Origin of the sequence: Marinifilum breve (genome assembly GCF_003202155.1) — a bacterium.
Classification (GTDB): Bacteria; Bacteroidota; Bacteroidia; order Bacteroidales; family Marinifilaceae; genus Marinifilum; species Marinifilum breve.
The window spans coordinates 245,340-270,191 of sequence record NZ_QFLI01000002.1 but is presented as its reverse complement, the minus strand read 5'-3'; the positions used below and the strand labels follow the sequence as shown (position 1 = coordinate 270,191).

Genomic DNA, 24,852 nt, shown 5'->3' with positions numbered 1-24,852 from the left:
TTCAAAATACATGAACATTTACGTTATTATTTAATGATTACAAGAGGGAAGTCCTGACCATATCCATAACTGTTTGGATACTGATATTCTCCTTTGTATTTTTTTGACAACTCAGGTACTCTGTCGTTTAGAAAACCATCCAATTCTTGCACTGTGATCTTCCTGTCCTTGGAGCCACTATCGGCCTGACCTTTTAAACCTTCTAATATGGCATATGTGAATATACCATGACCCAATGTTGCAAGTTCTGTAGCGAATTGTTCCGAATTACTTGCGGCCAACCAATAGGTTCCTGTGCTTCGAGCCAATTGAGCAATGGCCTTTTCTTCGGCAGCTCCACGAGATGCTAACAGTTCTGTCATACCACCACTTTGGCAAGCATCAATAACAAACATTTGTTTTTGTGCTCTTAGTTTCGTTGCAAAAGTTTGCAATTCGTTGGACGAAACAGCTTTTGATTGAAGCAATTCATTGTTTCCGTAAATCTGTGTAACATCATAAGGTACAATATAGAACTGGGATTGCTTTTCTTCGCTCATTACCCCGTGTCCCGCATAGTAAAAAACAAAAACATCTTCTGGTTTGGCTGTTTGCTTTAGTTTTTCAAACTCTTGTAAAATACTGGTACGAGTAACCTCCTCATTTTTTAGGTAGGTAATATTTACATTCTCGAACACATCACTCGATCCTTTCTTAAACTCATTGAGAAAACCACTGGCATCGGCTTCAGCATAGTTGAGTTTGTAGCGTGGGTTTTTGTACTGGTTGATCCCAATTGCCAATAGGTGTAAATTGGGTTTGTATGTACTTCCTTCGTAGAACACAGTAATCTCGTGAGGAATACTCTCTGTTCTTTGCTCGTTAAAGGCAGTAGCTCGAATTTTGTTTTTTCCATTTACCAAGGAAACGTGAAAAGTCTTGGTTTTTGATTCTCCATTTTTCTTGACGGTTTTAAAACCGCGTTGAGAGGTTTCTACCAACTTATCGTTTAGGTACAATTGAATGTTATCAATTCCACCTCCCTGGTCGGTGACTTTTACCGTAATCTCAATTTCTTTCTTGGTGCTAATTTCATGATTTCGAGGCGTCAAAATTTCAACCAGAGGTGGTAGTTTTAAATCTGCCAGAACATTCTCAAATTGTATGTCTTCACCTCCAAGAATACGTGCTCCAAGATTTGGGGTATAGTATTTTTCGTAGAACTGACTCAAAGGATAAAATTTCGCTTCTTGATCTGCTCCTTGATTGATGTGCCATCCTGCAAGGGATTCTGCCCCGGGACTACAATCAAAAAGTCCGGAAGGAGTAAATAGAATCCATTTTTGAGTTTTGGGATCCACGTATAGTGTGAGCAAAAGCTCTCCATCCGCCATGCTATACCAAGTAATAATTCCACCATCTTGTGTAGTAGCAACTACCTCGTTGTTTCCACTGATATTTACTGCATATGCACTTTTTAGTTGTGCCGGAGTTTCCCAGATTTTATGCCCAAGCTTATCGGTGCAGTAAATTTGTGTATTCCCACCGAATACAATCTTTTCACCTCCGTCTGCAATATCGGTTGAAATGCTTGTATCATGTTCTCCAAGAAAACTAGTAGTCTTACCATTAATTTTAGGATGTTTGGTATTGTCCCAATCTGTAATAAATATGCCAGATTCGTTATCCGAATAGGATTTATAATCCGATAAATATTCAAATTCTCCTAGTCTTCGGTTTTTAAGCGAAAATGAAGTGGGGGATCCATTTGCTGGTGTAAAGGCAATTTCATCTCCAGTTTCATTGATCATGAGATGATCGTAATCAGAATTTATAAAATCATAAAAATTACCTGATTTGGAATACTGTATATCACCTGACAAACTCATTTTGCTTATATAGGGTTGGGCGAATATACCTCCAAAAAGAATGGATTGTGTTGGATCTTTTCTTGCAATTCTGATTTCCATTACCGAATTGTCAAGAGATACCGGATAATCCGTATAGCTGCCTTGTCCGGCATTGTCCCATCTTCGAATTACATTCCATGAATCTCCATGTGTTTGTTTGGGATAAATGCCACCACCATATAAATACTTACCGTCTGTAGAGAAACAAACAGCATAGCTTACGCCATCATTAAGATCAATTTCATTTAAACTTGGACGATATAGTAAATTTAGGTTTGCTGCAGAAAAGACATCTAACTTTGGGATATCCATGTATCCTATAGCTATTTTTTGTTCGTCTGGTGAAAAGCATATTGTGTAAGGCAGATTACCTGTTCCTGTGGTTTCATTGATTAAGTTAAAGTACTTGTCGTAAAGACGAATCTTTCCATCGTCACATATACTTGCAAGTTTACCGTGAGAGGAAAAGGCTACATTGTTTATTAGTTCAGGACCATAGCCACTCAAACTCTTTAGTTTGCTCCATTTAATTTTTCCATCAATGATGGAAGATTTGAAGATTTCCACACTTTTTTCCATTAGTGCAGCTGCCATAAACTTACCATCGGGAGAAAATTCAATATCCGTAACTACAGTGTTAAGGCCAGATAGAGATTGAATTAATTTGCCTGTTGATCGATTGAAGATATAAATTGAAGTTGACTGATTCCAGCTTAAGCCTGTAAAACCTCCAACAGCTACAATTTCTCCATCGGGACTAATTGCACCAGCCCAGAGTGAACCTTCGAAACCCGAGCCGATGGGAGGACGGAAGGTGCGAATTAAATTCCCTGTATTTGCATCCCACAGTTTGGCAGTTTTATCACAGGCCACGGTAAGAATGTATTTCCCTTGAGCATCGGTACTCATTTTTATGCGAGCTATCTTTGTCAAGTGCATTTCAGGGTTCAATCTAAGTTTAGGCGTAGTGTTTTGGCCCGCCACATTAAAATTAGCCAATATGAGTTGAGTAAATAAGAATATCCAGAACAGTGTTTTTGTCTTCATAGTCTATTGTGAAAAAGAGAGGTTTTAAATCCAGAAAATGGTTTAGCGATAGGTTGTCATGTTCAATCGAACTTCGGCTTTTTTATCCGCGCTGCTAACTTTTTTAAAGCCTCGGGTATTGGCCATTATGGCATTTGTACTTTCTGTAATAAATTGGTATCCGTATTGAACTTGGGTTTGCAAAGACTTGAATGCTTTGGTTTGTGCAGACAATTGCAATGTTTCATAGCCAAAAGGTTCTGCACATTCAAATTCATCAGGAATTTCAACTACCTTGTTGATTTTGCTTTGATCGATGTAGTAGTTGTCCAAAAGCAATACTTTCGAGCCATCAGCCAGGTAGTAAATCACCCGCAAATAGGAGGGAGTATTTACCCTTACAAAAAGCTTCAATCTTTCTCCTTCCTGGAACAATAGGTTCTCATCACCTTTATTGGTCCAAAGCTCGAGAAGCATGTCACCGCTGAGCATTTCATCTTTTCGGAAGTGCTGCATTCGGGTATAGGCATCGCTAAAGTTTTCGGCTTTGTAACTAATCTGCTTATCGATTAGATATTGCTTGTTCATGATATTTTCATCAGCACAGATTAGTTTGCCATTTACATCACTTACAGCTAGGGATAGCCTGATGTTTTCGCCCTCTTCCCAATAAGTTCCTTTCAAAAAAAGAGTGTTATGCTCGGGGGTTTCTAGAATGCCAATGCCTTTATTGCTTAATTCCTGTTGTAGAGCTTGGGCAAATCGTTTGGCAAAAGGACTGGTGAACTTTGTATCGGCATAAGTGGGATAGCTCATTTTTAATTGAGCAGGAGATGGAATTCCCTTTATGACCTTTTCAGATAATAAGGCAGCCAAATCGTTTATGGAACGCTTTTCTCCTGATTCAATTTTTATCAATAGTTGATTCAGCCTTCGATTCAATTGAATCAATCTCTCGGTTTGTGATGTAGTACTGTAACCTGTATCGCTTGCATAAAGCAATGCTTGAACAGAATTGCATTTGTTGGCCTGCAGCAATGCATTGGAGTATTCATTTTGAGCTTGTTTGGTATTCGAAGTTTCGTAAAATGATTCTGCACGCTGTATTAAATTCTCCAATTTGGTAACTTCCGACTGTAATTTCTTCTGATAGTATTTGTTTAATGCCTGCTTTTCGATATAGGCCAGTACGTATACTTTTTTCTCTTTTTTATCGATATGTGTAAGATATTGTAGTCCCACCAGGTCAACATTGGAGTAGGTTGCAATTGAATTTTTAAAATAGGATGAAACCACATTGTTTTTCTGTTGCGACAAATTTGTTGTTAATGATTCTACTCGAATCTGAACATTTTCACTCAGGTTGGATGCAGCTTTCTCTTTCTGCTTTTCCAGAAAATCGTGTGGGTTTTCCTTTTTTGTATAGCAATTTTCTACATATCCGGTGTAATAATGTGCATTGGAGTATTGAAGTTGACGGGAATTGTAATTGATCCAATCAGGAGTTTGTGCAAGAACAATAAAAGCACTGCAGTTAAGCAGTAGCAAAGCCATAATTTTTTTCAGATGGATATGTAAGGAGAAACGCATCAGTTTGAGATTCTTTTGATTCATAATCTAGTCTTTTGTATGAATCATAAATTTACTGATTTATAAAGTTCTTAAACTGCTGGTTTTTAAATTTAGAGCATGTTTAAATTGAAGTGTTTGGATAGCTGAGATCCACTTTAGAATAGTCGTAATGCTCGCTTTGATAAATAAGTAAAAAGAGAGCTTTATTTGCATCTGGAGAGAGAGTTTGATTGGATAGTCAAATTCGGAATTTTTTGAACTGAACTTGCTTTCATTTAATCCAATTTAGCATCGTTTAAGTTGACCACAGAGCACACAGTGTTTCACAGAGAGATCAATATGTCTATTCCTTGTTAACTCATTATTTTCAGATTTAATAATACCTTACCGCTTTTAATTAAGCATACTGACCAATATGAATTACCACTCTGTGTTCCTCTGTGATCTCAGTGGTTAAATACAATATCTGGTAATTTAAATATGATTTAAGCTATAAGGGTACGTTTTTCTCAAAATGAACACTTGTTCTCCCAACTTCCCCTCCGAAAATCCAGCGGCCTCACCCCAAATTGCTTTTTAAAGGCCGTAGAAAAGTGCGAAGCATTATCATATCCGCATTCCAGGCCAACTTCGGCGATGTTTAGATCTGATTTTAGCAAAAGATGGCAGGCTCGTTTCATTTTATGAGCCAAAAGATGAACATGAATGGTATTGCCAAAAATCTGCTTGAAACCCATTTTTAGCTTTTTGGTATTGAGTCCAATTATTTGGGCCAATTATACAATAGTTATAGAGTTATTGCTTATTCAGATAAATTGTTAAATTTGAAAGAATAATATACTAAAAACTGTATTTAGCATTGACCATAACCTTAATAATCCCCTTATGAAATTACTCGAATGTTTAGCTGTTTTATTATTGATGATATCTTGTGCCCAAAATAAGGAATTACACAAAAGTGAAGTAAAAGGTAAAATATCAGAAAACAAATCAAGTGTTAAAGCGAGTACCTCTAAAAGGCTAGGAGGCTTTAAAGTTTTTTATCCTGGAGCTATCTATTATTATTTGAATGATTCAATAGAAAAGGTGGTAATTGCAAATGGTGATTTTGTTATTGATACTTTAAATAGCAAAACACGATTGGATATTCAATCTGATGCAACAAAGTCGACGAAAATCAAATTTAGTTTAATTAGGGATAATCAATTGGAAGCTGAATTGGGCACATATAATTTTGGAGAATTTGCTTCTAAATACATAAAATGGGTAGACGATCCGAAACTTAATAAATCCAGATCGATCGTATACATGCCTATATGCGGAACATTACAGATAACCAGAGTTGAATGTGAGTATGAAGGCTCGTATATTTTATTCGGAAAATTTGATATGGTGTACAGCCAAAAGAATTTGAACGATACCATAAGAGTAAAAGGAGATATTAAAAAATTGAGATATAATGCCTATACCTATGGTATTATTTCGGAAAAATAAAGGATGAATATCTCTCTATATAAGGCACTTTCTATCGATTCTTTGAGGAGTGGTTTTGTGACATGCTAAGCATATTAAAGCTGGCTTTAAGAATTTTGACATGATGTTATTAATACTACTTGATTAGAGAACTTTTTGGAAGGCTAGTTTTATTACATGTCTCACATTTTGGAGATGCTTGACATGTTCGACTTCCCCCTCCGAAAATCCAGCGGCCTCACCCCAAATTGCTTCTTAAAGGCCGTAGAAAAGTGCGAAGCATTATCAAAGCCGCATTCCAGGCCGACTTCGGCGATGTTTAGATCTGATTTTAGCAAAAGATGGCAGGCTCGTTTCATTTTATGAGCCAAAAGATGAACATGAATGGTATTGCCAAAAATCTGCTTGAAACCCATTTTTAGCTTTTTGGTATTGAGACCAACTTCCCGTGACAACTGTTCGATGGTATAGGCTTGATTTAAATCTTTGGTAAGCAGAAATTCCGCTTCTCGAATTTTATCCCGATCGCAGGCTTTCAAATTAAATGCAGCGAAATTTTCGCAAGTAGAGGATTGAATCTGTAAGGATAGCAATTCCAATATTTTTGCCTCCAGGTATAAATCATCTGGCTGTGGCTTGGCAAACTCACCGTCAATTTGTTGGATGATGAATTGAATTTCACGTGTGTTGATCAGGTTGTCAGGCTTTAGGGTAGAGTACTTGCCATTTTGATAGTTGGCATACAAAGCTTTCAGTTTTTCGGGGTAGCGACTGAATAGATGTTCAAGGTAATCCCTTTCGAAAATACAGGAACGATAAGAGTAAAAGGTGTGGGCCTTAAACAGTAGGGAAGGGCGATCTTCATTGGGAACTACAATAATGTTGTTTTGGCCTGTATTGAAGGAATATTTTCTTTCATGGATGATGTAATCCAGTTGCCCCTGTATCATAAAACCAATGCTAAATATGGGTTCATGATCTGGATTAAGATACCTAAGATTATAAGGCACACGAAACTCCACAAGGTTTAAGCTGATGCCCGGCAAACACTTGCGTTCCAATCGAAAGTGATTCTCATTCCTATCCTGATACTTGTATGGAAGATTCAAGTCTTTGTAGAAGTCCTTCAATAAAAAAAGATATTCTTCCTTGCTCATGGTATTTGCAGATGACATCTCCCTATTAAAATGGCTCATGGTACCGATTGTTGAATTTTTAGTTCCTATTGTTAAAGTATTGATTGCTATTCTTACTTAACTTCATACAACTTATTTTATTGCGTAGGTGCAATAAAAACATCACACAATTAATCAGATACAGCATTGAAGTGCTAATTCTGGTATTTTTTAACTAACTAAAATAATTTGCTCATGGAAGTAAAAGAAAAGAACAGTGTAATGCTTGAATTACACGATTTGTCAATCACTGAGAAGAAAGATGATCGATTTGCAAGAGTAGTTACCAGTCTATCGTTTAACGAAGATGATTTGGTGGACATTGCCGTGTCGAGAAGAACCGATTTTAGTGAAAACACTTTGCGCGCAGCAATCGATATTTTAAAGAATATCGCCATTGAGGAAATCTGCAATGGAGCTTCAGTTCAATTCGGACTAGGCTATTTTCATTTGAATGTAAATGGTGTATTTGTTGGCGATAATGCCAAGTGGGATAGTGAAAAACATGCTCTTTCGGTACATGTTACACCTACTGCCGAATTGCGAAAAGCAGTGAAAAAATGCACGGTAAATGTTCGCGGAATGGCTGCTTCACCAATGGCAATTAACTCTGTAATCGATGTTGCTTCGGGAACAACTAACCAAAAGCTTACCCCTGGTGCTCCGGTCAATGTTGAAGGAACACGCATTAAAATTGAAGGAGACAAAGAGGGAATAGGTATCAAGTTAATCAAGGAGGATACCAAAGATGAAACATTAATTCCTGCAACACACATCTCTACCAATTCACCTTCAAAACTCAGTTTTGTTGTACCAGCCGATTTGGCTGCTGGGGATTATCGTTTGGTAGTTGTTACGCAGCATAGCTCTTCTAAAGTATTCTTGAAAGAACCAAGAACATTTGTTTTCGACTATCTACTTGAAGTGGATGCATAATTTGTCTACATGCTTTCACTGTTGAGGTCTTTCCTTTTTTGGAGAGGCCTCTTTTTTTATAATCGACTGTCGGGTATTATAATACCCCAGTGTGCGGTATTAGGCTAATGCGGTCTGCGGTATAGTAATACCCGAGCGTGAGGTATTAGGCTAATGGACTGTCGATTCTTTGGGGAGTAGTTTTGTGACATGCTAAGCATCTCAAAGATGCTTAGCATATTTCTCGCTGAACGTATTTATGCTGATTGTTGATGAATACCACACGAAGGGATTCGTGCGGTAGCGAAGGGTGCTGTAATTGTGCGCTTAGGTAACGGTACGCTGTACCTTTTTGTGTTTCATTCTCAAACTTTCTATAAATATTTGGGTGCTCTGCACCATAATTAACCCTAAAGGCTTAATGAATAAAGCAGCAGAGCTGCGTAAGCTTTATAGAACCATTCGCAATATTTTCAAATAGGTGCAGCGCACCGAAACCATTGGGGTTGTTGGTGCTTTTTCTTGCTGAAAGGTTTTGTGATGATTGTTGATGAATGCCACACGAAGGGATTCGTTCGGTAGCGAGGGTCACAATAGGCTTACTCCATTGTTGCATTATTAATTTGCCTTATGATTTCCTGTTTATACTTTCTATTGTAACCGAATGATGTAATGTTTGGTCTTTTATATGGATCGCATATGCAATTGATATATACTTTTTGATGATGCACGATCACCGTGATTACTTCACCAATAAAATCAAATGGGACTTCGGTGCTAGCAACAAATACATTTTTCGTGCTTTGCTTAATTTTCCATTCGTTTACCTCAGCAATTTTATGGCATATCTCAATTACTTTTTCTTCGGATATGCTGATTGAATATATTTTGAATCGAAGCCTTTTGTATTGTAATAAAAACAAAATGAATGCAATGCCTACAAAAATAGAAGTGCCATCAAACATTTCTCTGATAGGTCTCAAACCATCGTAATTGCCATTAAGGAATTTGATGTAAGAGAAGATGGACAATAAAAATGGAAAGAGGACAAAGAACACAAAGGCATAATGTCCTAAATAGCCCAGTTTTGTAAGTTTTAATCGTGTGGGAGCGCAAGAGCATTCTGGTTGATGGTATTTTTTCATTTTATAATAGTTTAGCTGTAAGGCATTATTTATTGAATTGCCTTATACTCCAATTTAAGCATATTAGCTTTCCTTAATTCTTGCTTGATTTCCATTATAACACCCATTTTAGTTTCTCCATACACCTTTAATTCTATTAGATATTTATCTTTTTTATTCCTTTTGTCACTTGATTTATAATCAATAAGTTTTTGGTGGATATCCTTTATTTCAACAGCTTTGCCATCAAGCAAAATTTCCTTGTTTTGTTTTACTTCAATGGTAATTCTTGTTTCAGATGTATTCTTCACTTCTCTCAATTGACATGAAGTCAATATGATACAAAAGATAATTAATAAGTTTCTCATATTGTTTTTGTTCTAGTGTTAGTATATAACACACAAGAAAATTGATTTTGTTGAACTTTGTTTCGTGCGCAATGGAGATTCTAAGTATTTTATTCTGTTATTTTCAGATTTACTTTTTTGATGTATGTATTAAATCCATCTGGTTTTAACACATCTTCGAAGACTACTACTTGATTGTTATCTCTTACAATTACATTATTGTTTTTCCAGATTCCACCCGATAAATCGAGCATTTTGTGATTGATCATTGAATATTCATCTATTAAAAAAATGATGTTAGTTTCATCATTTACAACTTTTGTAACACCAGAAGCTATGAATAAGTTTTTTGACTTTATTAGAGAAATATCATTTAGTTGAAAATTACTTTTGAACTTATAATAAGCAGGTTGATAATGGTATGATGCCGAGTGTGAAAGTTGTAAATCTTTATCGATGGTATAGCTTTGTGGAATCAGAGCATTATTAAGCTCAACATCTCCAACAATCAAATAGTTTTCATCAGTTTCGATTATATCTTCTACGGTGAATGCGTCAGGAAAACCAGGGGAGTTATGTGCTATTAATTCCAGGTTTGAATTAAACAAGTGAATATCCCAGTTTACAGTTTCTCCTTCATTATTTAGAACAACTGAAGTTATTAAAATGTGTTCATCTTTGTTTATAAAGGCATCTATCAGATAATTGCCAACAGGTATTTGTTCTTTTTTTAAAATCACTCCCTTGTAATTAATTTCATAGCTGAATAGTCCTTCATTTCCACTTGATAAAGCGATTATTCCATCAGAAGTCTTTTCCAAGCGGAAAATTCCTTCGTATTTTTTCTCAAGGCCTAAGTTCCATTTGCAATCTCCCTTAAAATCGAAGTAGGTGATATAGTCTTGTTCCAAATCGTCGTCAGTAAAAATACTACCAGTAACAAGGATACCTTTATTCATAGGTATCACATCCTGATAGTTCATATACTCTTTAGGCTTTAATATTGTTTTTGAGGTTATCTTGTCACCTTTTAACAAATAGATGGCAAGTTTGTTCTTATCCACTTCGCTAGTATTAACTTGAGCTGCAAGCAGAACAATTGAATCATTTAATTTTACTGCTTTTAGCACACTCATTGAATAACAATCATCAATAACTAGTTCAGAATCGACGATTAGATTGTTTTGTGAATGTACAGATAAGCACAATAGGGTAAAGCTTATATAAAGGATCTGTTTTATCATTTTCAAGCTGTTTCTAATTTATCTCCTTCGTATAAGAGTCAATAACTTCGAATACTTGATGATTGGCTTCAAACACTTTCTTGAATACCTCTCTTGACTTCTCAAAGTTTAGCTTGGCATTGCTGAAATCTTCCTTGTCGTATTGAATTAGTGCGGTATAGAAATACAAGTTTCCATCCACCTTTGGGTCTTGTTGGTAATTTTTGTGTTGTTGCGTAAGAAAGGCAAGAAGTTCACCTTCTTTTTTATTGTTCCAGTAGATATTCATTAAATCCTGGTAGATGGTTGGATTTCCTGGGGCCACCAAGAAAAATTGATTGGTTCTTTCTTTGTATTCTTCCTTTTTAAGGGACAATTCTAATTCCAATAAGGGTCTAAGCGTATAGTAACTATTAGGCAGAATTTGATCAGCTTGTTTGTAAAAATCAATGGCCTTTTCGTAATCTTCAGTTTCTCGATACATTACGGCAATCATTCGTGCTGCATCAGCTTTGTAGTCTGGGTATTCGTACAAGTTCATAGCATTTTTAGCACTCTCAATGCCTTTTTCTCTCTGATCGGTATACAAATAAGCATAAGCAAGATTGTAATGACTTGATGGATAATCATTGCGTAGTTCGATGGATTTTTCGAAGAAAGGAATAGAAGATTTGAACTCTTTATTCATAAGGTAAGCATAGCCAATTCCATAAGTCGACCAATAATCATATGTGCCATTATTATAGGCAACTAGATAATTCCTTTTAAATTGGTCAATCAAAAGAGAATCTGGCTGCAACCATCTGCCTTGATATTTCAAATGAACTTCGTGATAGTAATTGCCAAGTTCTTTTTTCAATTTATAGTTTTTTGGATACTTCTTTATCAAGTTGATTAATACTGAATCGGCCGAAAATCGAAACATTGCATAATTTCCTGCCTTGCCTCTAACATCCATAATATCTTCATCTGGATTCAGATCAGTCAGTGCAAACATTTGGTGCATTATGCTGGTAGCAAAATAGTTTAGAAACAAATTGGTTTTGGCAATGGCGATTTCAGGTTTTTGGTTATTCGGATCAGCATCATTCAGAACTTGATATGCCGATTCATATTTCTTTGTTTCTATCAGTTTATTAGCCTTTTCAAGAGTATTGTCTTGGGCAAAAGACAATGAGAAATTAAAGATCAAAAATAGGGTTAGAATGCGTTTCATGCTATTTGTTTTAGTAATTCACTTTTATTTTAATTTCTTAACAAATCCATAGGTTGGGACAGGAGTCTTACCATCCGGCATTTGGCTGAATGCTTTGTATAAAATATAATCCTTGTCTTGATCAATGCCTTTAAACATTTTGCCAATTAAGCTATGGAGTTTATTGTTTTCAAGCTTGGTGCTAATCGTATCTTTTAAGTCAATGGTGGTTAGGTATTCAATCATAGGATAGAATCCTTCTTGAACTCCCTGGGGATGTATTGTTAGAATTTGTGGTTTAGATTCAATTTCATTAATCGTCAAAGGGAAAGTGTATTGCTCATTTATTTTACCCAAGATTTCTTCTTGCAAACTTTTCATTTGATCTTCATTTTGATATTGCCAGAATTGATTTGCAGGTTTTGCAACAAGTGAGCACAAGAACATTGAATTTGCCGCATCAACTAAATGTCCTTTCTCCAATTTATCCTTTGCTATAGAGTATAGTTCAGGAGCTGTTTGTCCATTAATCTTATATTGACCGAACTGAAGGATATTTAATTTCCATCCTTCAGGGGATTTTCCGTAAATGTTTGTTATAATAAACTCATTAAGTTCATTTTTCGGAATAAGAAGGGAAACAAACATTTCTTTGTTCAGGGCCTTATATTGTATGATGTAGTCATTTGGGGCGTTTAAACCTGAAACAACTGTGTTTCCAATGTTTGTAGTTGTATTTTTAACCTGAAATTGATTTAAGATTCTGTAATCCGTGCTTGTAATGATATTACTTGCCTGTAGAATTAACTGGTCAATATTGTCACCACTTTTTTCTAAAAGCTCTTTAGCCATTATCGATTTAATGAGAGTTGTATTATTGGTAGTTACAGCTTTTAATACTTTCTCATCTAGTTCCCTAATTTCATTTCGTACGCTCGATTCGATATTTTCGTCCTTCCAAGTACTATGAGTTCCTAAATTACAACTCTGAGTTATAAATGCTATTAAGATTGTTAAAAGCAGTAGTTTTTTCATTGGAGTTAATATTTTGAATGGGTAATATTGTTTGTCATACTTGGTTGTTTTCAAAATTAAGAAAGTATCATAAAAATCAGTTAAGATAACCTTAAAGAATAATTCCAAATAAATATTGATATATATGTTATTAGTAAATAAGACTGGAGTTGCCTAAACAGAAAAAAGCCAAACAACTCCATGCTGTTTGGCTTTATTTTACAATCAAATCTTTCTGGTATTATTTAATCTCTTCTGTGCCGTTGGCATGCAAGGCAAATCTTCCTTTGTGCTTCTCATGCACTTGTTCTTTTAGGGGCCAGGGCCATCCACCGAACTGTGTTTTGTTAAAATCGGTAAAGGCTTCTTGTATTTCGGCCTGCGTATTCATTACAAAAGGTCCGTACTGCGCTACTGGCTCGCCAATGGGTTTTCCTTGCAGCAACAACAAATAGCCATTGGTATCGCCACATTCCATATGGATGTCTTCATCGGCTTTTAGCTGTATCAAATGGTATTCATTTATCTTTTCCCCATCTATACTGATGCTGCTTCCTTTGTAAAAATACAAGCTTCTGCCAAGTTCTTTGCTTTTGGCTGCTGACAAAGTAAATGTAGCATTGGCCTCCATTTTCATGGTGAGGATACAAACGCCATGCTCAGGATTCTTTGCCCAGGAATTGGGTGTTGGCTCTGGTGCATGCACGCCATTTAATTCTCCTGCAATGATATTGATCTCTGTATTTCTTCCCTGCTTGTCGCTTTCGGTTATACGGGGAATCATGTCGTTCCACAGCATTTTAAAGTGTGGTTCCACAAATTTGTTTGCCTTGGGCAGGTTCAACCATACCTGAAATATCTCCAAGGGATTCTCTTTGTTTTCATTCAGCAAAGGGAACATTTCGGAGTGCTGAACGCCTTTGCCTGCGGTCATCCATTGCACATCACCCGGGCCAAATCGTCCTGCTGCTCCCAATGAATCGCTATGGTCCACATATCCTTCCTTGTTAATGCTAATGGTTTCAAACCCACGGTGTGGATGATAAGGGAATCCAGGAATGTGGGAGCCATGGTACATTCTGTATCCATTTTTCAGGCTAAAATCCTGACCTATGTTTCGACCTTTTAGCTCTTCCATTGGAAGGCCCAACTTGCCATCTCCTTTTGGATACACATCCCTGTGGTGAGCACAAAATAAAAATGGGTCGCTTGTTTCCCAAGGGAAGCCTAGGGGTTTTATTTTTAATATTTTACTTGATTTCATGTTTCCGCTTTTTAAATGTAAATGATCAGATGGCCCAATTGATATTCCACTCTCTCTTTTTATTAGGATGGAAACAGGAAACGGATATCCTGTGTTTTCCATCCTAATTTAGCTTGATATTGAGCCTGTATTATTTCAATTGTAGTTTATTATTAAAGAAATAGGAAACTCCCAACAGTACGATTGCCAATATAGGTGCCACGAACTGTCCATCCTTTGCCACCACATGAGCGCTTAAAGCCAGTGTAAATACAAATAAAAATCCCGCATAGGCCCATTCTTTTAGCATGTTCGACATTTTTGTCCAAATGGCTACTAAGCCCAATATTTTAGCTATGGCTAACGGATATACCAAATAGGTTGGGAAACCAAGTGCTTCAAATGCCTGACTTATGGTCTCATTTTGTAAAAAGTACATGCTTACAGATAGTAGCATGAGTACAGAAAGAATACCTGTTGCACCGAAATAGACGATTTTATTTCTTTTCTGATTCATTTTATTAGTTTTTATTGATTTCGTTTTCAAATATTTTAATCTTCTCGAATAGCTCTTTTTTCAATCCTTCATCTTGAATTCCATTCTCCGAAAAATTGTCGTAAAACGAAGGCAGGGAAAAATCGCTCACCACATTGCCACCAGCATAGGGCATCAGTCCTTTCATAATGCCAAGCACACTTGCACCACCTCTTTCTCCTGGCGAAGTAGCCATAAGCATTATTGGTTTGTCTTTCCATACCTTCGGATCGATTCTGGACATCCAGTCGCTCAAATTTTTAAAAGAGGCACTAGGCAGGCCATTGTGCTCTGCCAGGGATAATACAATTCCATCTGCCTCTTTGATTAACTTTTCAAACTCGTAAGCTTGCTGCGGTATGCCGTTTTGTGTTTCCAAGTCGATAGAATACAATGGCATGATGTAATCATTTAAGTCGGCAATGGTAACATTCACATCTTCTATTCTATAGCTCACATAGCTAGCTAAAGTTTTGTTGATTGAATTGGCACTGTTGCTGCCTCCAAATCCTAAAATTTTCTTGTTCATTTTATCTATTTTTTGTTTGTTCGTATTTGATATTACAAATGTAGAATGGTTTTAAATAAGAAAAATTGAACTAGTTCAAGAAAGTAGGAAAGGGCAGTTTTAGGGGCAATTTATTCTAGCTAGAGGCATGGTTTTGGGGAAGGTAATTAAGGCAAGCATACGTCCTGAAAGGACAGTTTAAAATTGAATTGTCCTCTCAGGACGTTTTCAGAAATGATCTTATGACCCGAGAAGATATCTCGGACTGAAATAAATTAGACTTTCTGCCTTAAATATAGCCTGATTCGTTATATATTTTAAATTACAGAGAGATTTTAATACTTAATAGTCTTTTCTAATAGGAGGATAGAGTAGGTCATTCAAGATCGTATGAATTAGTTGGCTTTTGTTGTGCGCGCAATTATTTTACTCAAAAACTCAGCACTAACGCCTAAATAGGAGGCAATATGATATTGGGGCAGGCGTTGAATTAAATCGGGATATTTTTCTTTGAATTCAAGGTAGTTTTCTTCTGCCGATTTCGAAAGGATGGATACCAGTCGTCTTTGAATGCTCACGTAGGATCTACGAAGACCATTTTCCATTCCATTAGAGGCTCCCAATACTTCAACTACATGTTTCATTCCTTTATCATCAATGGAATAAAGAATGCTATCCTCAGTTGTTTCAAGAAAAAAACAGGTTGCCTGAGGAGTTGCTAAATCTCCAATCACTTGATTTTCCTTAGCAAATAGAATATTAATTTCTTTTCCTTTCGGATCAATTATATACAGGCGTACTAGTCCTTTCTCAATAATATAGTGCTTGGTATTTTCATCTCCTTCTCTAAATATGATGGTCTTTTTCTTTACACTTACTCTTTTATACTGACTCAAAACATATTCCTCTTGGGATTGGGTCATTTGTATTTTTAAAAAGTGATTGTAAAAGTCTACTATTGTGCTCATATGAGGTTTTAATTCATTTAAATTTTGATGAGGTTTAGCAATAACACTTCATCTCTTTCAGCATGAAAAATAGCTAATTTTCTTCTATATAAAGAATTTATGTGCTATGGGAGTTTTAGCTTTTCAAATTGGTTCTAATTCTTTGTATTTAGGATACAATCTAATAGAGGAATAACAATAATTTCTTTGCTTAGTTGAAAAATTGTAAATTTAACATTCGGAAAAATTAACTCTATTTAAACAATCTACTTATGCAAACCCCAATCACCCCATTCGAATCCATCGGCTTATGTTTTAGCGGTGGAGGATATCGCGCTACCTTTTTTTCACTGGGCGTTGTATCCTATCTCAACAAAATTAGCTACAAAGGAGAGTCCTTATTGAGCCATGTAGAGGCCGTAAGTTCGGTTAGTGGAGGTTCCTTGCTTGCTGTGGCCTATGCAAAGGCTGTTCAGGAAGAGAATTTCGACTTCCATACTTTCTACAAATCTTTTTATCAGAGTTTTGTGCCTGGAAAGGACAAGCTGGTAGAGGATGCAGTAGCAAAGCTGGAATCTACCGAAGTTTGGGCAAAACATCCGTACAAGAAGCCTTCGCTCATCAACGCCTTTGCTTTGACCTATGCCGATATGCCCATTTTTCAGGGAGAGTTTGGCATGTTCAAGAAGAGCACATCTCCTAGTTTGAAACATGTTTGTTTTAATGCCACCGAGTTTTCGTATGGCAAAGCTTTCCGCTTTCAGAATGTGGGTGTGTTTGGAAATGGCAATTTACGATGTGCAGAAATGAATCAAGTCAGTGCCAAGGTACAGCTGGCGGATATTGTGGCTTCATCCTCATGTTTTCCTATTGGTTTCGAACCTTTGGTTTTTCCTGACGATTACATTCGTGATCAAAAGGACCCACATTACAAAGCCTTAAAGCGTCTTCCTGATTTCTGCCATGGTGTTGGCGTTATGGATGGTGGTATTGTAGACAATCAGGGAATTGGGAGTATGGTGAACATCAGCAACTCGAAGCAACGTACAAAACCACTGGATTTAATCATTGTAAACGATGTAGGTAGTAGTGACATGCAGCCCTGGCAAGCGGAAAGCACCAAGGATACGACTCAAATGTCGATCAAAGAGAAAGTGAAGAGCCTGTTAAAGTATGTTCGTGTTCACTGGATGTATTGGTCTGTGTTAGTGGTAGGTATTTTGATCATGCTGATTAATTCTTTGGAGTTGATTAAGAGTAGAGAGTGGGTATCCTTATATGTTGTAGGAGGTGTACTTACAGGTATTGGTTTAAGCTTTACTTTAATAGGTGCAATAGCAGGCCATGTAAAGAATGATATCATTAGAAAGCTCAAGGCAGTTTTTAGAAAGAATGTACCGGAATCACTTTTGGATGAGGTGAAATCCTTCCAGCGTTTGGATATCGACCTGGTAAAGCGCATGATGATAGAGCGTGCCACATCGGGTGCGAAAATGATCAATAACGTTTTCTTAAAGCAAATCCGTTACCTGAACTATGAGCTGTTGTACTCTTCGGAGAGCTTGAAAAATCGAAGAATTAGCTCGGTTATCGGGGAATTGAATGGGGAAAAGAAAAATAATGGAGAAATTTCTGCTCCTAAAAAACAATTGAAAACCGTTGCTATGATTGCTTCGGAAGCCCCAACCACACTATGGTGGAGCGAGGAAGATATCAAACAGGATAGAATGAATTCCTTAATTGCATGCGGTCAATTTACGACCTGCTACAACTTGATGAAATACATTTTAGAGCTGAAAAAGAGCGGGATAGAAGCAGAAGGTATGGATGATATGTACAAAGCCCTTAAAAAGGATTGGTCGGCTTTTAACCGGGATCCAATGTTTATGGTGGATACCCATGAATAGATTTGATTCGTATTGGTGTGTTTAAAATCATTACAGAGATATGAGAATTTTTATAATCTAGACCAAATAAAAATTTTTATTGTACTTAAGAAATGCTTATATTGTTGAGCAATTGGAAAAATTTTAATCAAGAAAGTCCAATAAAATCAAATGAAATGGGGAATTTATTATTATATTCCCACTTTAATAAAGAAAAATTATATGAACAAGCAAGAATTGGTTTCAGCAATTGCTGAAAAGGCAGAATTGTCAAAAGCGGATAGCGAAAAAGCATTAAATGCAATGATGGATTCAATTAAAGAATCTTTAGTGAAAGGAGAAAGTACTCAATTGATTGGATTCGGTACATTCTCAATCTCTGAAAGAGCTGCTAGAACAGGTAGAAATCCTCAAACTGGAAAAGAAATTCAGATTGCTGCTAAGAAAGTAATCAAGTTCAAGGCTGGTAAAGCTATGGACGAAGCGGTAAACTAGTATTCAACTACTAGCGCATAGGAACAGCTGCCCTTGGGGTGGCTGTTTTTTTGTGGCCTATTGTGAGGGTAGGATTGATCCTGTATCAAAAGTTGAAATTTCTTTTACTCCTCAAGCCGGAAGGCTCTTACTTTCTCCATTGATGAGAAAGTAAGCAAACAATCTAGGGCGAGTAAGCTCAAACTACTGATACTTGAAAACTTTAAGTGCGACGGGGTGATTTTCGAACAAGTTCTCAACTTCCCCGTCTTTCTATAAGTTTTCTGTGCATAAGCAGCTTGACCTTCCAATGCCCATCCGGCAAGATGTAGATTTGTTGTTTATGGTTATATCGTAGGTTAATAGTATTTTCCTGTCTCTAAGTTGCGTTTCATTTCTGAATGTTCTTTTACAATGCCGTGCATGGCAATAAAAATTCCTTTGTCCATTAGGTTGGCAGTGGCGATTGCGCATCCCAGGTTAATGGGAGCTTCCGAATTGGAAAACCTTTCTGGTCGCACTGCCCCGGTTATTACCACCAGCTTATCGCCGACCTTTTTGCTAAGATAATCTGCGGTTTCACTCATGGTGTCGGTGCCATGGGTCACAATGAATTTGTCGCCTTCGTGATTGCTTATCAAATCAGCCAGGTTCTGTCGGTCCTCTTCTGTAATTTCAAGACTGTCTTTTTGACAAGATGTAAGCACTTCGAATTCAAAGGAAGGATCGAGTTTTTCCAAAATACGCTTGGTAGCCGGTTCTCCAAATTCAAATGCCCAACCTTTTGTTGTGTGAGGATAATCCTTATCAATGGTTCCTCCGGTTTGTACAAATACTAATTTCATGTATTCACATTTGGTTTTAAGATTTTACTACAATGATAAGATTCTTATGAATCGATACCAATTTTCATTTCCTGAATCGGCTCTGTGCTGATTTGATATTCGATCAACTCTTTGTCGCTCATCCAATAGATATCGTCAGCAGGTGCAGATTCGATGGTATAGTAATAGAATTTCTCAGCCTCCGCTTTGCTCCAGCCCACAGCCATGTAATAATCGATATACGGTTGGTGATATTCGTGTCCTTTTGGGAAATCGGTAGCAACTTTTCCTTCTCCAGCCCAGGAATGCACACCTACTTTGGCTCCCTTTTTAATGATGCGCTTCTTTCCTGACAGGAAAAAGTCGGTTCCCCCTGATGCAATCATACTTTCGGATTCCAATACAAACACCAAGTGTTTTTTCGATACCCATTTCGCAATTTCTAGGTTGGCTTCATCATCTACTGATCCTGGCACTTCCAACATTACCAAGGTATCGATATGCTGATGTTCAGTAAATATTGTTTTAAACTGTTCCGGAGTTTTGGCATTGATTATGCCATCCATGTACAAGGTTTTGCCATTAACCTTTAGATCAGTTTGTTCGGTTAGGTTATAAACAATAGCAAATGTAAGATCCTGTAAAATTGGAATTTGCGTAAAAGAAAGGCCAAGTGCAGCCACAACGATTAATGCGATAAATACTTTCTTCATATCAATATGCTTTAATGTTGGTGCATAAAAAATTCCGTACACCAACTAATTATAATTAGTTAAGGTATACGGAATTCCCCCGTAAGATCTGAACTTATTTCCCCAATGTCTTCCTTACGCTAGAAAATAAGCTTGTAGCAATGTGCTACGATTTATGTTCGACAATTATACAAATTATTTTTAAAACGAACTATAATCACACAAGGAATTAATAGGTAGATTTGATTCGACGTACTAGAGAAACAAAAAAAGACATAGTTCAACTATGTCCCTTTTAAATATTTAAAGCACTTATTATTTGATTGCCATGCAAATATCAGAAATTAAGTCTTTTGGTTCTGTTTCCATCGGACTGTTTCGGTAGAATTCCATAGGAGGAATTTTCTTGTTTTGTTTAAACTCTTTAGCTCTTTCCATGGACATGATTGCGCTCCATGCATTCCCAGATAGTTCATATGGGCCAATATGACGAACGGTTTGTACTTTGGTAGCAGGAAGGCTTCCTTTAAACATTCCCGTAGGTATGTTTTGAGAATCCGATTTAATTCCAACTCCAGAAGTATAAACAATCTTGTTTTTGTTAAAATCAAATTTGTGATACACCGAGAACCAATCGCAAGTAACAATATCCTCGTTTACTTTGGCAAATTCAGCGATCTTTTTGAAATCAGCTTCCATTACTTCTCCAATTGTTTCAATGGTGCATTCGCTTTTTATACCAACAAAATTGCAACCTTCAAATTGCGACTCTCCAAGAAATTCAAGTTTGGCATCAACATGACCCTTTTCGATGTAATCTTTCAGCATTAATAAACCACGATCGTAATCCATACCAATTAATCTTTCCATCATATTTTTCATCCAGAACATGAAAAATGGGAGAGAGCCATCCATGGTCCAGGTAAGCTTTGTGGTATTCTCATCGACTTTTTCCAAGATAAAATCGGTTTTTGCTTGCGATTTCCATGGTTTTAGGAATTTAAGATCATATTGAATCAAGCCTTCTTTTTCAGCTTCAATGCTTATGATTCCAGACCCAATTCGTTTGCCATCCCATTCATGACTTTTACCATCAGCGGATACAGATTCTTTTGCTTCAGGTTCAAGAATAAACCAAGGTGACCAAGGTTTCCACTGGTTAAAATCGGTGATAACGCTTCTAACTTTATCAGGTCCAGCGGCAATTGTTATTGATTTTTCAACATGTGTTTTAGGCATAGGTTTTTTATTTTAGGTAATTCGTTTTATATAAGGTGGTTTGTAATCAGAACTTTAAAGTTAAAAAGAATAAGAAGTTGTTACAAGTTTAAATGATTTTCAAGTCTAGAACCGTAATAAAAGTAAGTATATGCTAGCAATTAATGAGATGAACTGCCTACATAGCTTCATTATATAGAAAATAGTCATGTGCTTAATTGAATTCAAATTAAGGCTAGGTGTCTTGGTATTTTTCATGTAATTTTCTCACCATTTCACCTACCATATTTTTTAAATTGGGTGGAGAAAGAATATCAACTTTATCTGTCATTGCTAAAATCCAGCGAGCAAAACCGTTTAAGTCAGGATTTAAGAATTTCATGTTTACGAATTGTCCATCATCCTTCTCATTTAAGTATCCATACCAGTATTTGGCCTCGTGAATATACAATGCCATTTGCTTTTCCATTTTTAGTTCAATTTCGAAGGTTTGGTACTGCTCTTTTTCGCGCGCCAGATATTCTTCGAAAGCTTTGTCTAAAATGCGATGATAAGTTTCTTCACTAATTTCTAGATTTCGTATCCTATCGAGTCTGAAATCACGATAATCACCTCTTAACCTGCAGTAAGCAATTAAGTGCCAGTTTAGGGCATAAAAAAGCAATCCAATTGGCTCTACTTCGCGCATGGAATGCTCTTGATTGTAATGGGCAAAGTAATTCAATTTCAGCACTTTCGATTTTACCAAAGCTTGCTGTATATCCTGTAGGTATATGGAATCTCTTTGAGGAATTTCATAGGGACCATTAAAAACCTTAACTGAACTTTCCAGTTTCTCGAGCATGGCTTTATCTTCGGTTTTCATTACCGATTTGATTTTGTACAAAGCATTTTGAAAAGATTGATCGATGGCTTTATCGGATGTGTGTGGAATTAACTTACCTGCAATTAGAATAGCAGAAGCTTCTTCGGTTGTAAACATGATAGGAGGTAAGGAGTAGTTGTCATCAATAAAGTATCCCACACCTGCCTCGGCGCCAATGGGAACTCCACCTTCTTCCAAAGCACGAATATCACGATAAACGGTTCTTAGGCTAATGCCAAATCGATCCGCTATTTCTTGCGCTTTGACTACCTTTTTGGTTTGCAATTGCGTTAATATTGCCTGTAATCTGTCAATTCTGTTCAAAACTGATAATCCTTAGCTTTAATTAAAAGGAGTGCAGCCGTGAATAGAAAGCTGGCACTCCCATGTTTTTAGTTGATTTGAAACTGTATTTCAGTAATGTTATTCTCAGGTTTATCGAAATCACAATTGATGTATAGTTCTCGACAAGTTTGTCCAGGAACTATATTTTTTGCTTTCATTTCTTCAGTTAATGCTTCGTACGAATCTTTAAGGCTTTCCCATGATCCCAAGTGAGTTTTCTTTACATGCTGATATTCTTCCAGCTTCTCTAACTTAAATTTATCGCTAGAGAATGTATTGCCAAAAGTGGCAACGGGCAAACAAATCTTCAATTCAAATTCTTCTAAGGTAACACAAGTTTCCCATTTATAGATCCAATATTGTGGACCTGAAGGGTGCAAGCCTGCATTCACAGCTTCTTGAACAATCTCTTTTGGAAAGTCTTCAATGTTTTTCATTAAATCTTCCAAGGTTGTTCTCACGACTTTGGACAATACCGTCATTGCTGGTGCTGTTACTTTCTTCATAATTTCCATTTTTAAATTAACAATAGAACAAAGCTAAATGACAGTAGTGACAGCCTTATGTCAGTAGGATTTTAGAATTCTAAAAAAGTTTTCAATTATCATTATTCCGTATAAAAGAGGTCTAGTGTATCCGAGATTTACCATATGGGCTTATTTATCTCGCAACCAATATTAATTTGGTCGCAAACATGGTTGGCAAAACCAAATCCAGCTTCAGAATAAATATCGTAAACCGCATCAACATTCATTTTTTCCAGTTGTTGGCGTTCATCTTCAAATCGGGCAATGGCTGCAATGCTTCCTTTGTAAGGTGTCTTTTTTAATCGTTCTACCGAAAAAAGGTTGGATGCGTGATCGTTCATACAAAGCATTACCAAACGCACGTTGTGGTTCTTTGATTTCTGGAATATGTTTTCCCAGAATTCACTATCTGCTGCATCGTCCTGCTGAATGTTCTTGCCTTCCTTTTTTAACCGTTGAACCACATCGTAATTGTAATCAAGTCCTAATACTTTGCGGCCATAGGTTCTGTTTAATTGCTCGTATACTGCCATTCCAAGTTTACCCATACCGAAAACCAGAATTTCTGCATCACCAATATCAAAAGCTTTATCGTAAACCAATCGTTTATCGGTTTCGAACTTTTTCAAATACTTACGAATTCCTGAGTATATTTTGTGGGCATTAGAGTTTAAAGGTGATGATATTATAAAGGTAATGGCTACAGAGATGGCTATAGATACCAACCAATCGGAAGGAATTAAACCTTTGCCTACTGCAATTGAGGCTACAATCAGACCGAACTCACTGAAATTGGCTAGGGCCAAAGATGTAAAAACTGAGGTTCGTGCTCGGACTCTAAATCGGGTCAGAACCAGGAAATATAAGATTACCTTAAAGTTTATGGCTACGGCAAGCACAAGGGCAAGTATCAACATTTGTAAGCTTGGTAATCCAATTAAACCTATGGAAAGGAAGAAACCAATCAGAAAAATATCTTTGAAACTCATTAAAGAATCGGCCAATTCTTTTGCTTTTTTGTGATTGGAAATCAGGATTCCTACTACCAAAGCACCCAAATCTGCTTTTAGGCCCACAAACTTGAACAATTCAGCACCTACCACAAAAGCCAGGAAGAAGCCATACAATATTAATATCTCGCCATGACCAATTTTTTCCAATATCAGTAATAGAACAGGACGAATGATAACGAATAACACTGGTAATCCGATAGCCCAATAACTTGGAAGCTTTCCTGCAACCAATACAATATAAAATACGGCGAATATGTCTTGAATAATTAGTATACCAATGGATAAAACTCCATATGCAGATTTTAATTCACTTTTCTCTTCCAGAATTTTTACTGCATAAATCGTACTTGAAAAGCTGAGTGCAAAACCGATGATTAATGCTTGTTGCCAAGTAAAATCAGTAAATATATGTAGTGAGGTATAACTTAATCCAAATAAAATAACTGCCATGAGCAGCGTAACCAGTAACATATGAATGGACGCGCCTCCCCATATTTCGCGATGTAATAGATCTTTGATCCTAAGTTTTAATCCAATGGTAAACAGAAGAAGAGTAATCCCCAGATCTGATATACTTTGAATTAAATCATCAGATTCTGCACCAAAATATTTCAGTGTAAATCCTGCCAAAAGATAACCTACCAAAGGAGGTAAGCCAATTAATTTTACAAGAAGTCCTAAACCAAAGGCAATAGCCAACCATACCGGATCCATAAATAATGTTTTTTTAAGAGATTAAGTCCCGCGCTCCTTTTGCGGAGTACTAAAAATAGATAAATCTTATGCAATGAGCAATAATATTTGCTAATGATATATAGGTAT

At 36.6% G+C, this 24,852-nt stretch carries 23 protein-coding genes; 4 read left to right on the top strand and 19 right to left on the bottom strand.

What is annotated here, in order from left to right; all coding sequences use genetic code 11:
* Positions 1-26: 26 nt before the first annotated feature.
* The 3 genes from DF185_RS05260 to DF185_RS24180 form a co-directional block, all read right to left on the bottom strand.
* Positions 27-2,936: a caspase family protein gene (locus DF185_RS05260; protein WP_110359688.1), complete on the bottom strand. Its 2,910-nt coding sequence runs from the start codon at positions 2,934-2,936 to the stop codon at positions 27-29.
* Positions 2,937-2,978: 42 nt separating this feature from the next.
* On the bottom strand, positions 2,979-4,529 hold the full coding sequence (locus tag DF185_RS05255) for a DUF4384 domain-containing protein (RefSeq protein ID WP_110359687.1): 1,551 nt from the start codon (positions 4,527-4,529) through the stop codon (positions 2,979-2,981).
* A 467-nt stretch (positions 4,530-4,996) separates the two neighbouring features.
* Positions 4,997-5,263, bottom strand: a complete 267-nt coding sequence (locus DF185_RS24180) for a helix-turn-helix domain-containing protein (RefSeq protein WP_110359686.1) — start codon at positions 5,261-5,263, stop codon at positions 4,997-4,999.
* A 109-nt stretch (positions 5,264-5,372) separates the two neighbouring features.
* Between DF185_RS24180 and DF185_RS05245 the strand changes: the two genes are divergently transcribed.
* Positions 5,373-5,981, top strand: coding sequence for a hypothetical protein (locus DF185_RS05245; RefSeq protein ID WP_110359685.1), 609 nt, complete (start codon positions 5,373-5,375; stop codon positions 5,979-5,981).
* 161 nt (positions 5,982-6,142) lie between these two features.
* Here the strand turns inward: DF185_RS05245 and DF185_RS05240 are convergent, their stop codons facing one another.
* Positions 6,143-7,156 carry a helix-turn-helix domain-containing protein gene (locus DF185_RS05240; RefSeq protein ID WP_110359684.1) on the bottom strand — a complete coding sequence of 338 codons (1,014 nt, stop codon included), beginning with the start codon at positions 7,154-7,156 and terminating at the stop codon, positions 6,143-6,145.
* A gap of 174 nt (positions 7,157-7,330) precedes the next feature.
* Between DF185_RS05240 and DF185_RS05235 the strand changes: the two genes are divergently transcribed.
* A complete protein-coding gene (locus tag DF185_RS05235) occupies positions 7,331-8,071 on the top strand; it encodes an HU family DNA-binding protein (protein ID WP_110359683.1) in 741 nt (246 codons plus the stop codon).
* A gap of 578 nt (positions 8,072-8,649) precedes the next feature.
* On the opposite strand, the gene DF185_RS05230 is transcribed toward DF185_RS05235, so the two are convergent.
* The 9 genes from DF185_RS05230 to DF185_RS05190 all read right to left on the bottom strand — a co-directional run bounded on the left by DF185_RS05230 (position 8,650) and on the right by DF185_RS05190 (position 16,207).
* Entirely contained in the window at positions 8,650-9,195 is a 546-nt protein-coding gene (locus DF185_RS05230; protein WP_133249960.1) for a hypothetical protein, read from the bottom strand.
* Between the two features lie 29 nt (positions 9,196-9,224).
* On the bottom strand, positions 9,225-9,542 hold the full coding sequence (locus DF185_RS05225) for an ExbD/TolR family protein (RefSeq protein ID WP_110359681.1): 318 nt from the start codon (positions 9,540-9,542) through the stop codon (positions 9,225-9,227).
* Between the two features lie 89 nt (positions 9,543-9,631).
* Positions 9,632-10,657: a hypothetical protein gene (locus DF185_RS05220; RefSeq protein WP_110359680.1), complete on the bottom strand. Its 1,026-nt coding sequence runs from the start codon at positions 10,655-10,657 to the stop codon at positions 9,632-9,634.
* A 121-nt stretch (positions 10,658-10,778) separates the two neighbouring features.
* On the bottom strand, positions 10,779-11,960 hold the full coding sequence (locus tag DF185_RS05215; RefSeq protein WP_110359679.1) for a tetratricopeptide repeat protein: 1,182 nt from the start codon (positions 11,958-11,960) through the stop codon (positions 10,779-10,781).
* Between the two features lie 24 nt (positions 11,961-11,984).
* Positions 11,985-12,974 carry a hypothetical protein gene (locus tag DF185_RS05210; RefSeq protein ID WP_133249958.1) on the bottom strand — a complete coding sequence of 330 codons (990 nt, stop codon included), beginning with the start codon at positions 12,972-12,974 and terminating at the stop codon, positions 11,985-11,987.
* Positions 12,975-13,194: 220 nt separating this feature from the next.
* A complete protein-coding gene (locus DF185_RS05205) occupies positions 13,195-14,217 on the bottom strand; it encodes a pirin family protein (RefSeq protein ID WP_110360130.1) in 1,023 nt (340 codons plus the stop codon).
* Between the two features lie 130 nt (positions 14,218-14,347).
* Positions 14,348-14,713 carry a DoxX family protein gene (locus DF185_RS05200; protein ID WP_110359677.1) on the bottom strand — a complete coding sequence of 122 codons (366 nt, stop codon included), beginning with the start codon at positions 14,711-14,713 and terminating at the stop codon, positions 14,348-14,350.
* 4 nt (positions 14,714-14,717) lie between these two features.
* Positions 14,718-15,260: an NADPH-dependent FMN reductase gene (locus DF185_RS05195; protein ID WP_110359676.1), complete on the bottom strand. Its 543-nt coding sequence runs from the start codon at positions 15,258-15,260 to the stop codon at positions 14,718-14,720.
* 374 nt (positions 15,261-15,634) lie between these two features.
* Positions 15,635-16,207, bottom strand: a complete 573-nt coding sequence (locus DF185_RS05190; RefSeq protein WP_110359675.1) for a Crp/Fnr family transcriptional regulator — start codon at positions 16,205-16,207, stop codon at positions 15,635-15,637.
* A gap of 251 nt (positions 16,208-16,458) precedes the next feature.
* Here DF185_RS05190 and DF185_RS05185 point away from each other — a divergent pair, with 251 nt between their 5' ends.
* A complete protein-coding gene (locus DF185_RS05185; protein ID WP_110359674.1) occupies positions 16,459-18,093 on the top strand; it encodes a patatin-like phospholipase family protein in 1,635 nt (544 codons plus the stop codon).
* Positions 18,094-18,243: 150 nt separating this feature from the next.
* A complete protein-coding gene (locus tag DF185_RS05180) occupies positions 18,244-18,567 on the top strand; it encodes an HU family DNA-binding protein (protein ID WP_165835947.1) in 324 nt (107 codons plus the stop codon).
* Between the two features lie 338 nt (positions 18,568-18,905).
* Here the strand turns inward: DF185_RS05180 and DF185_RS05175 are convergent, their stop codons facing one another.
* The 6 genes from DF185_RS05175 to DF185_RS05150 form a co-directional block, all read right to left on the bottom strand.
* Positions 18,906-19,391 (bottom strand): asparaginase domain-containing protein, encoded by a 486-nt coding sequence (locus DF185_RS05175; protein WP_110359673.1) that lies wholly within the window; start codon positions 19,389-19,391, stop codon positions 18,906-18,908.
* A 44-nt stretch (positions 19,392-19,435) separates the two neighbouring features.
* Complete coding sequence (locus DF185_RS05170) at positions 19,436-20,083, bottom strand: alpha/beta hydrolase (RefSeq protein WP_110359672.1); 648 nt, start codon at positions 20,081-20,083, stop codon at positions 19,436-19,438.
* A 294-nt stretch (positions 20,084-20,377) separates the two neighbouring features.
* Positions 20,378-21,301: an SRPBCC family protein gene (locus tag DF185_RS05165; RefSeq protein WP_110359671.1), complete on the bottom strand. Its 924-nt coding sequence runs from the start codon at positions 21,299-21,301 to the stop codon at positions 20,378-20,380.
* Positions 21,302-21,515: 214 nt separating this feature from the next.
* Entirely contained in the window at positions 21,516-22,469 is a 954-nt protein-coding gene (locus DF185_RS05160; protein ID WP_110359670.1) for a helix-turn-helix transcriptional regulator, read from the bottom strand.
* Between the two features lie 68 nt (positions 22,470-22,537).
* Positions 22,538-22,996, bottom strand: coding sequence for a GyrI-like domain-containing protein (locus tag DF185_RS05155; RefSeq protein ID WP_133249957.1), 459 nt, complete (start codon positions 22,994-22,996; stop codon positions 22,538-22,540).
* 137 nt (positions 22,997-23,133) lie between these two features.
* On the bottom strand, positions 23,134-24,744 hold the full coding sequence (locus DF185_RS05150) for a cation:proton antiporter domain-containing protein (RefSeq protein ID WP_110359668.1): 1,611 nt from the start codon (positions 24,742-24,744) through the stop codon (positions 23,134-23,136).
* Positions 24,745-24,852: the final 108 nt, after the last annotated feature.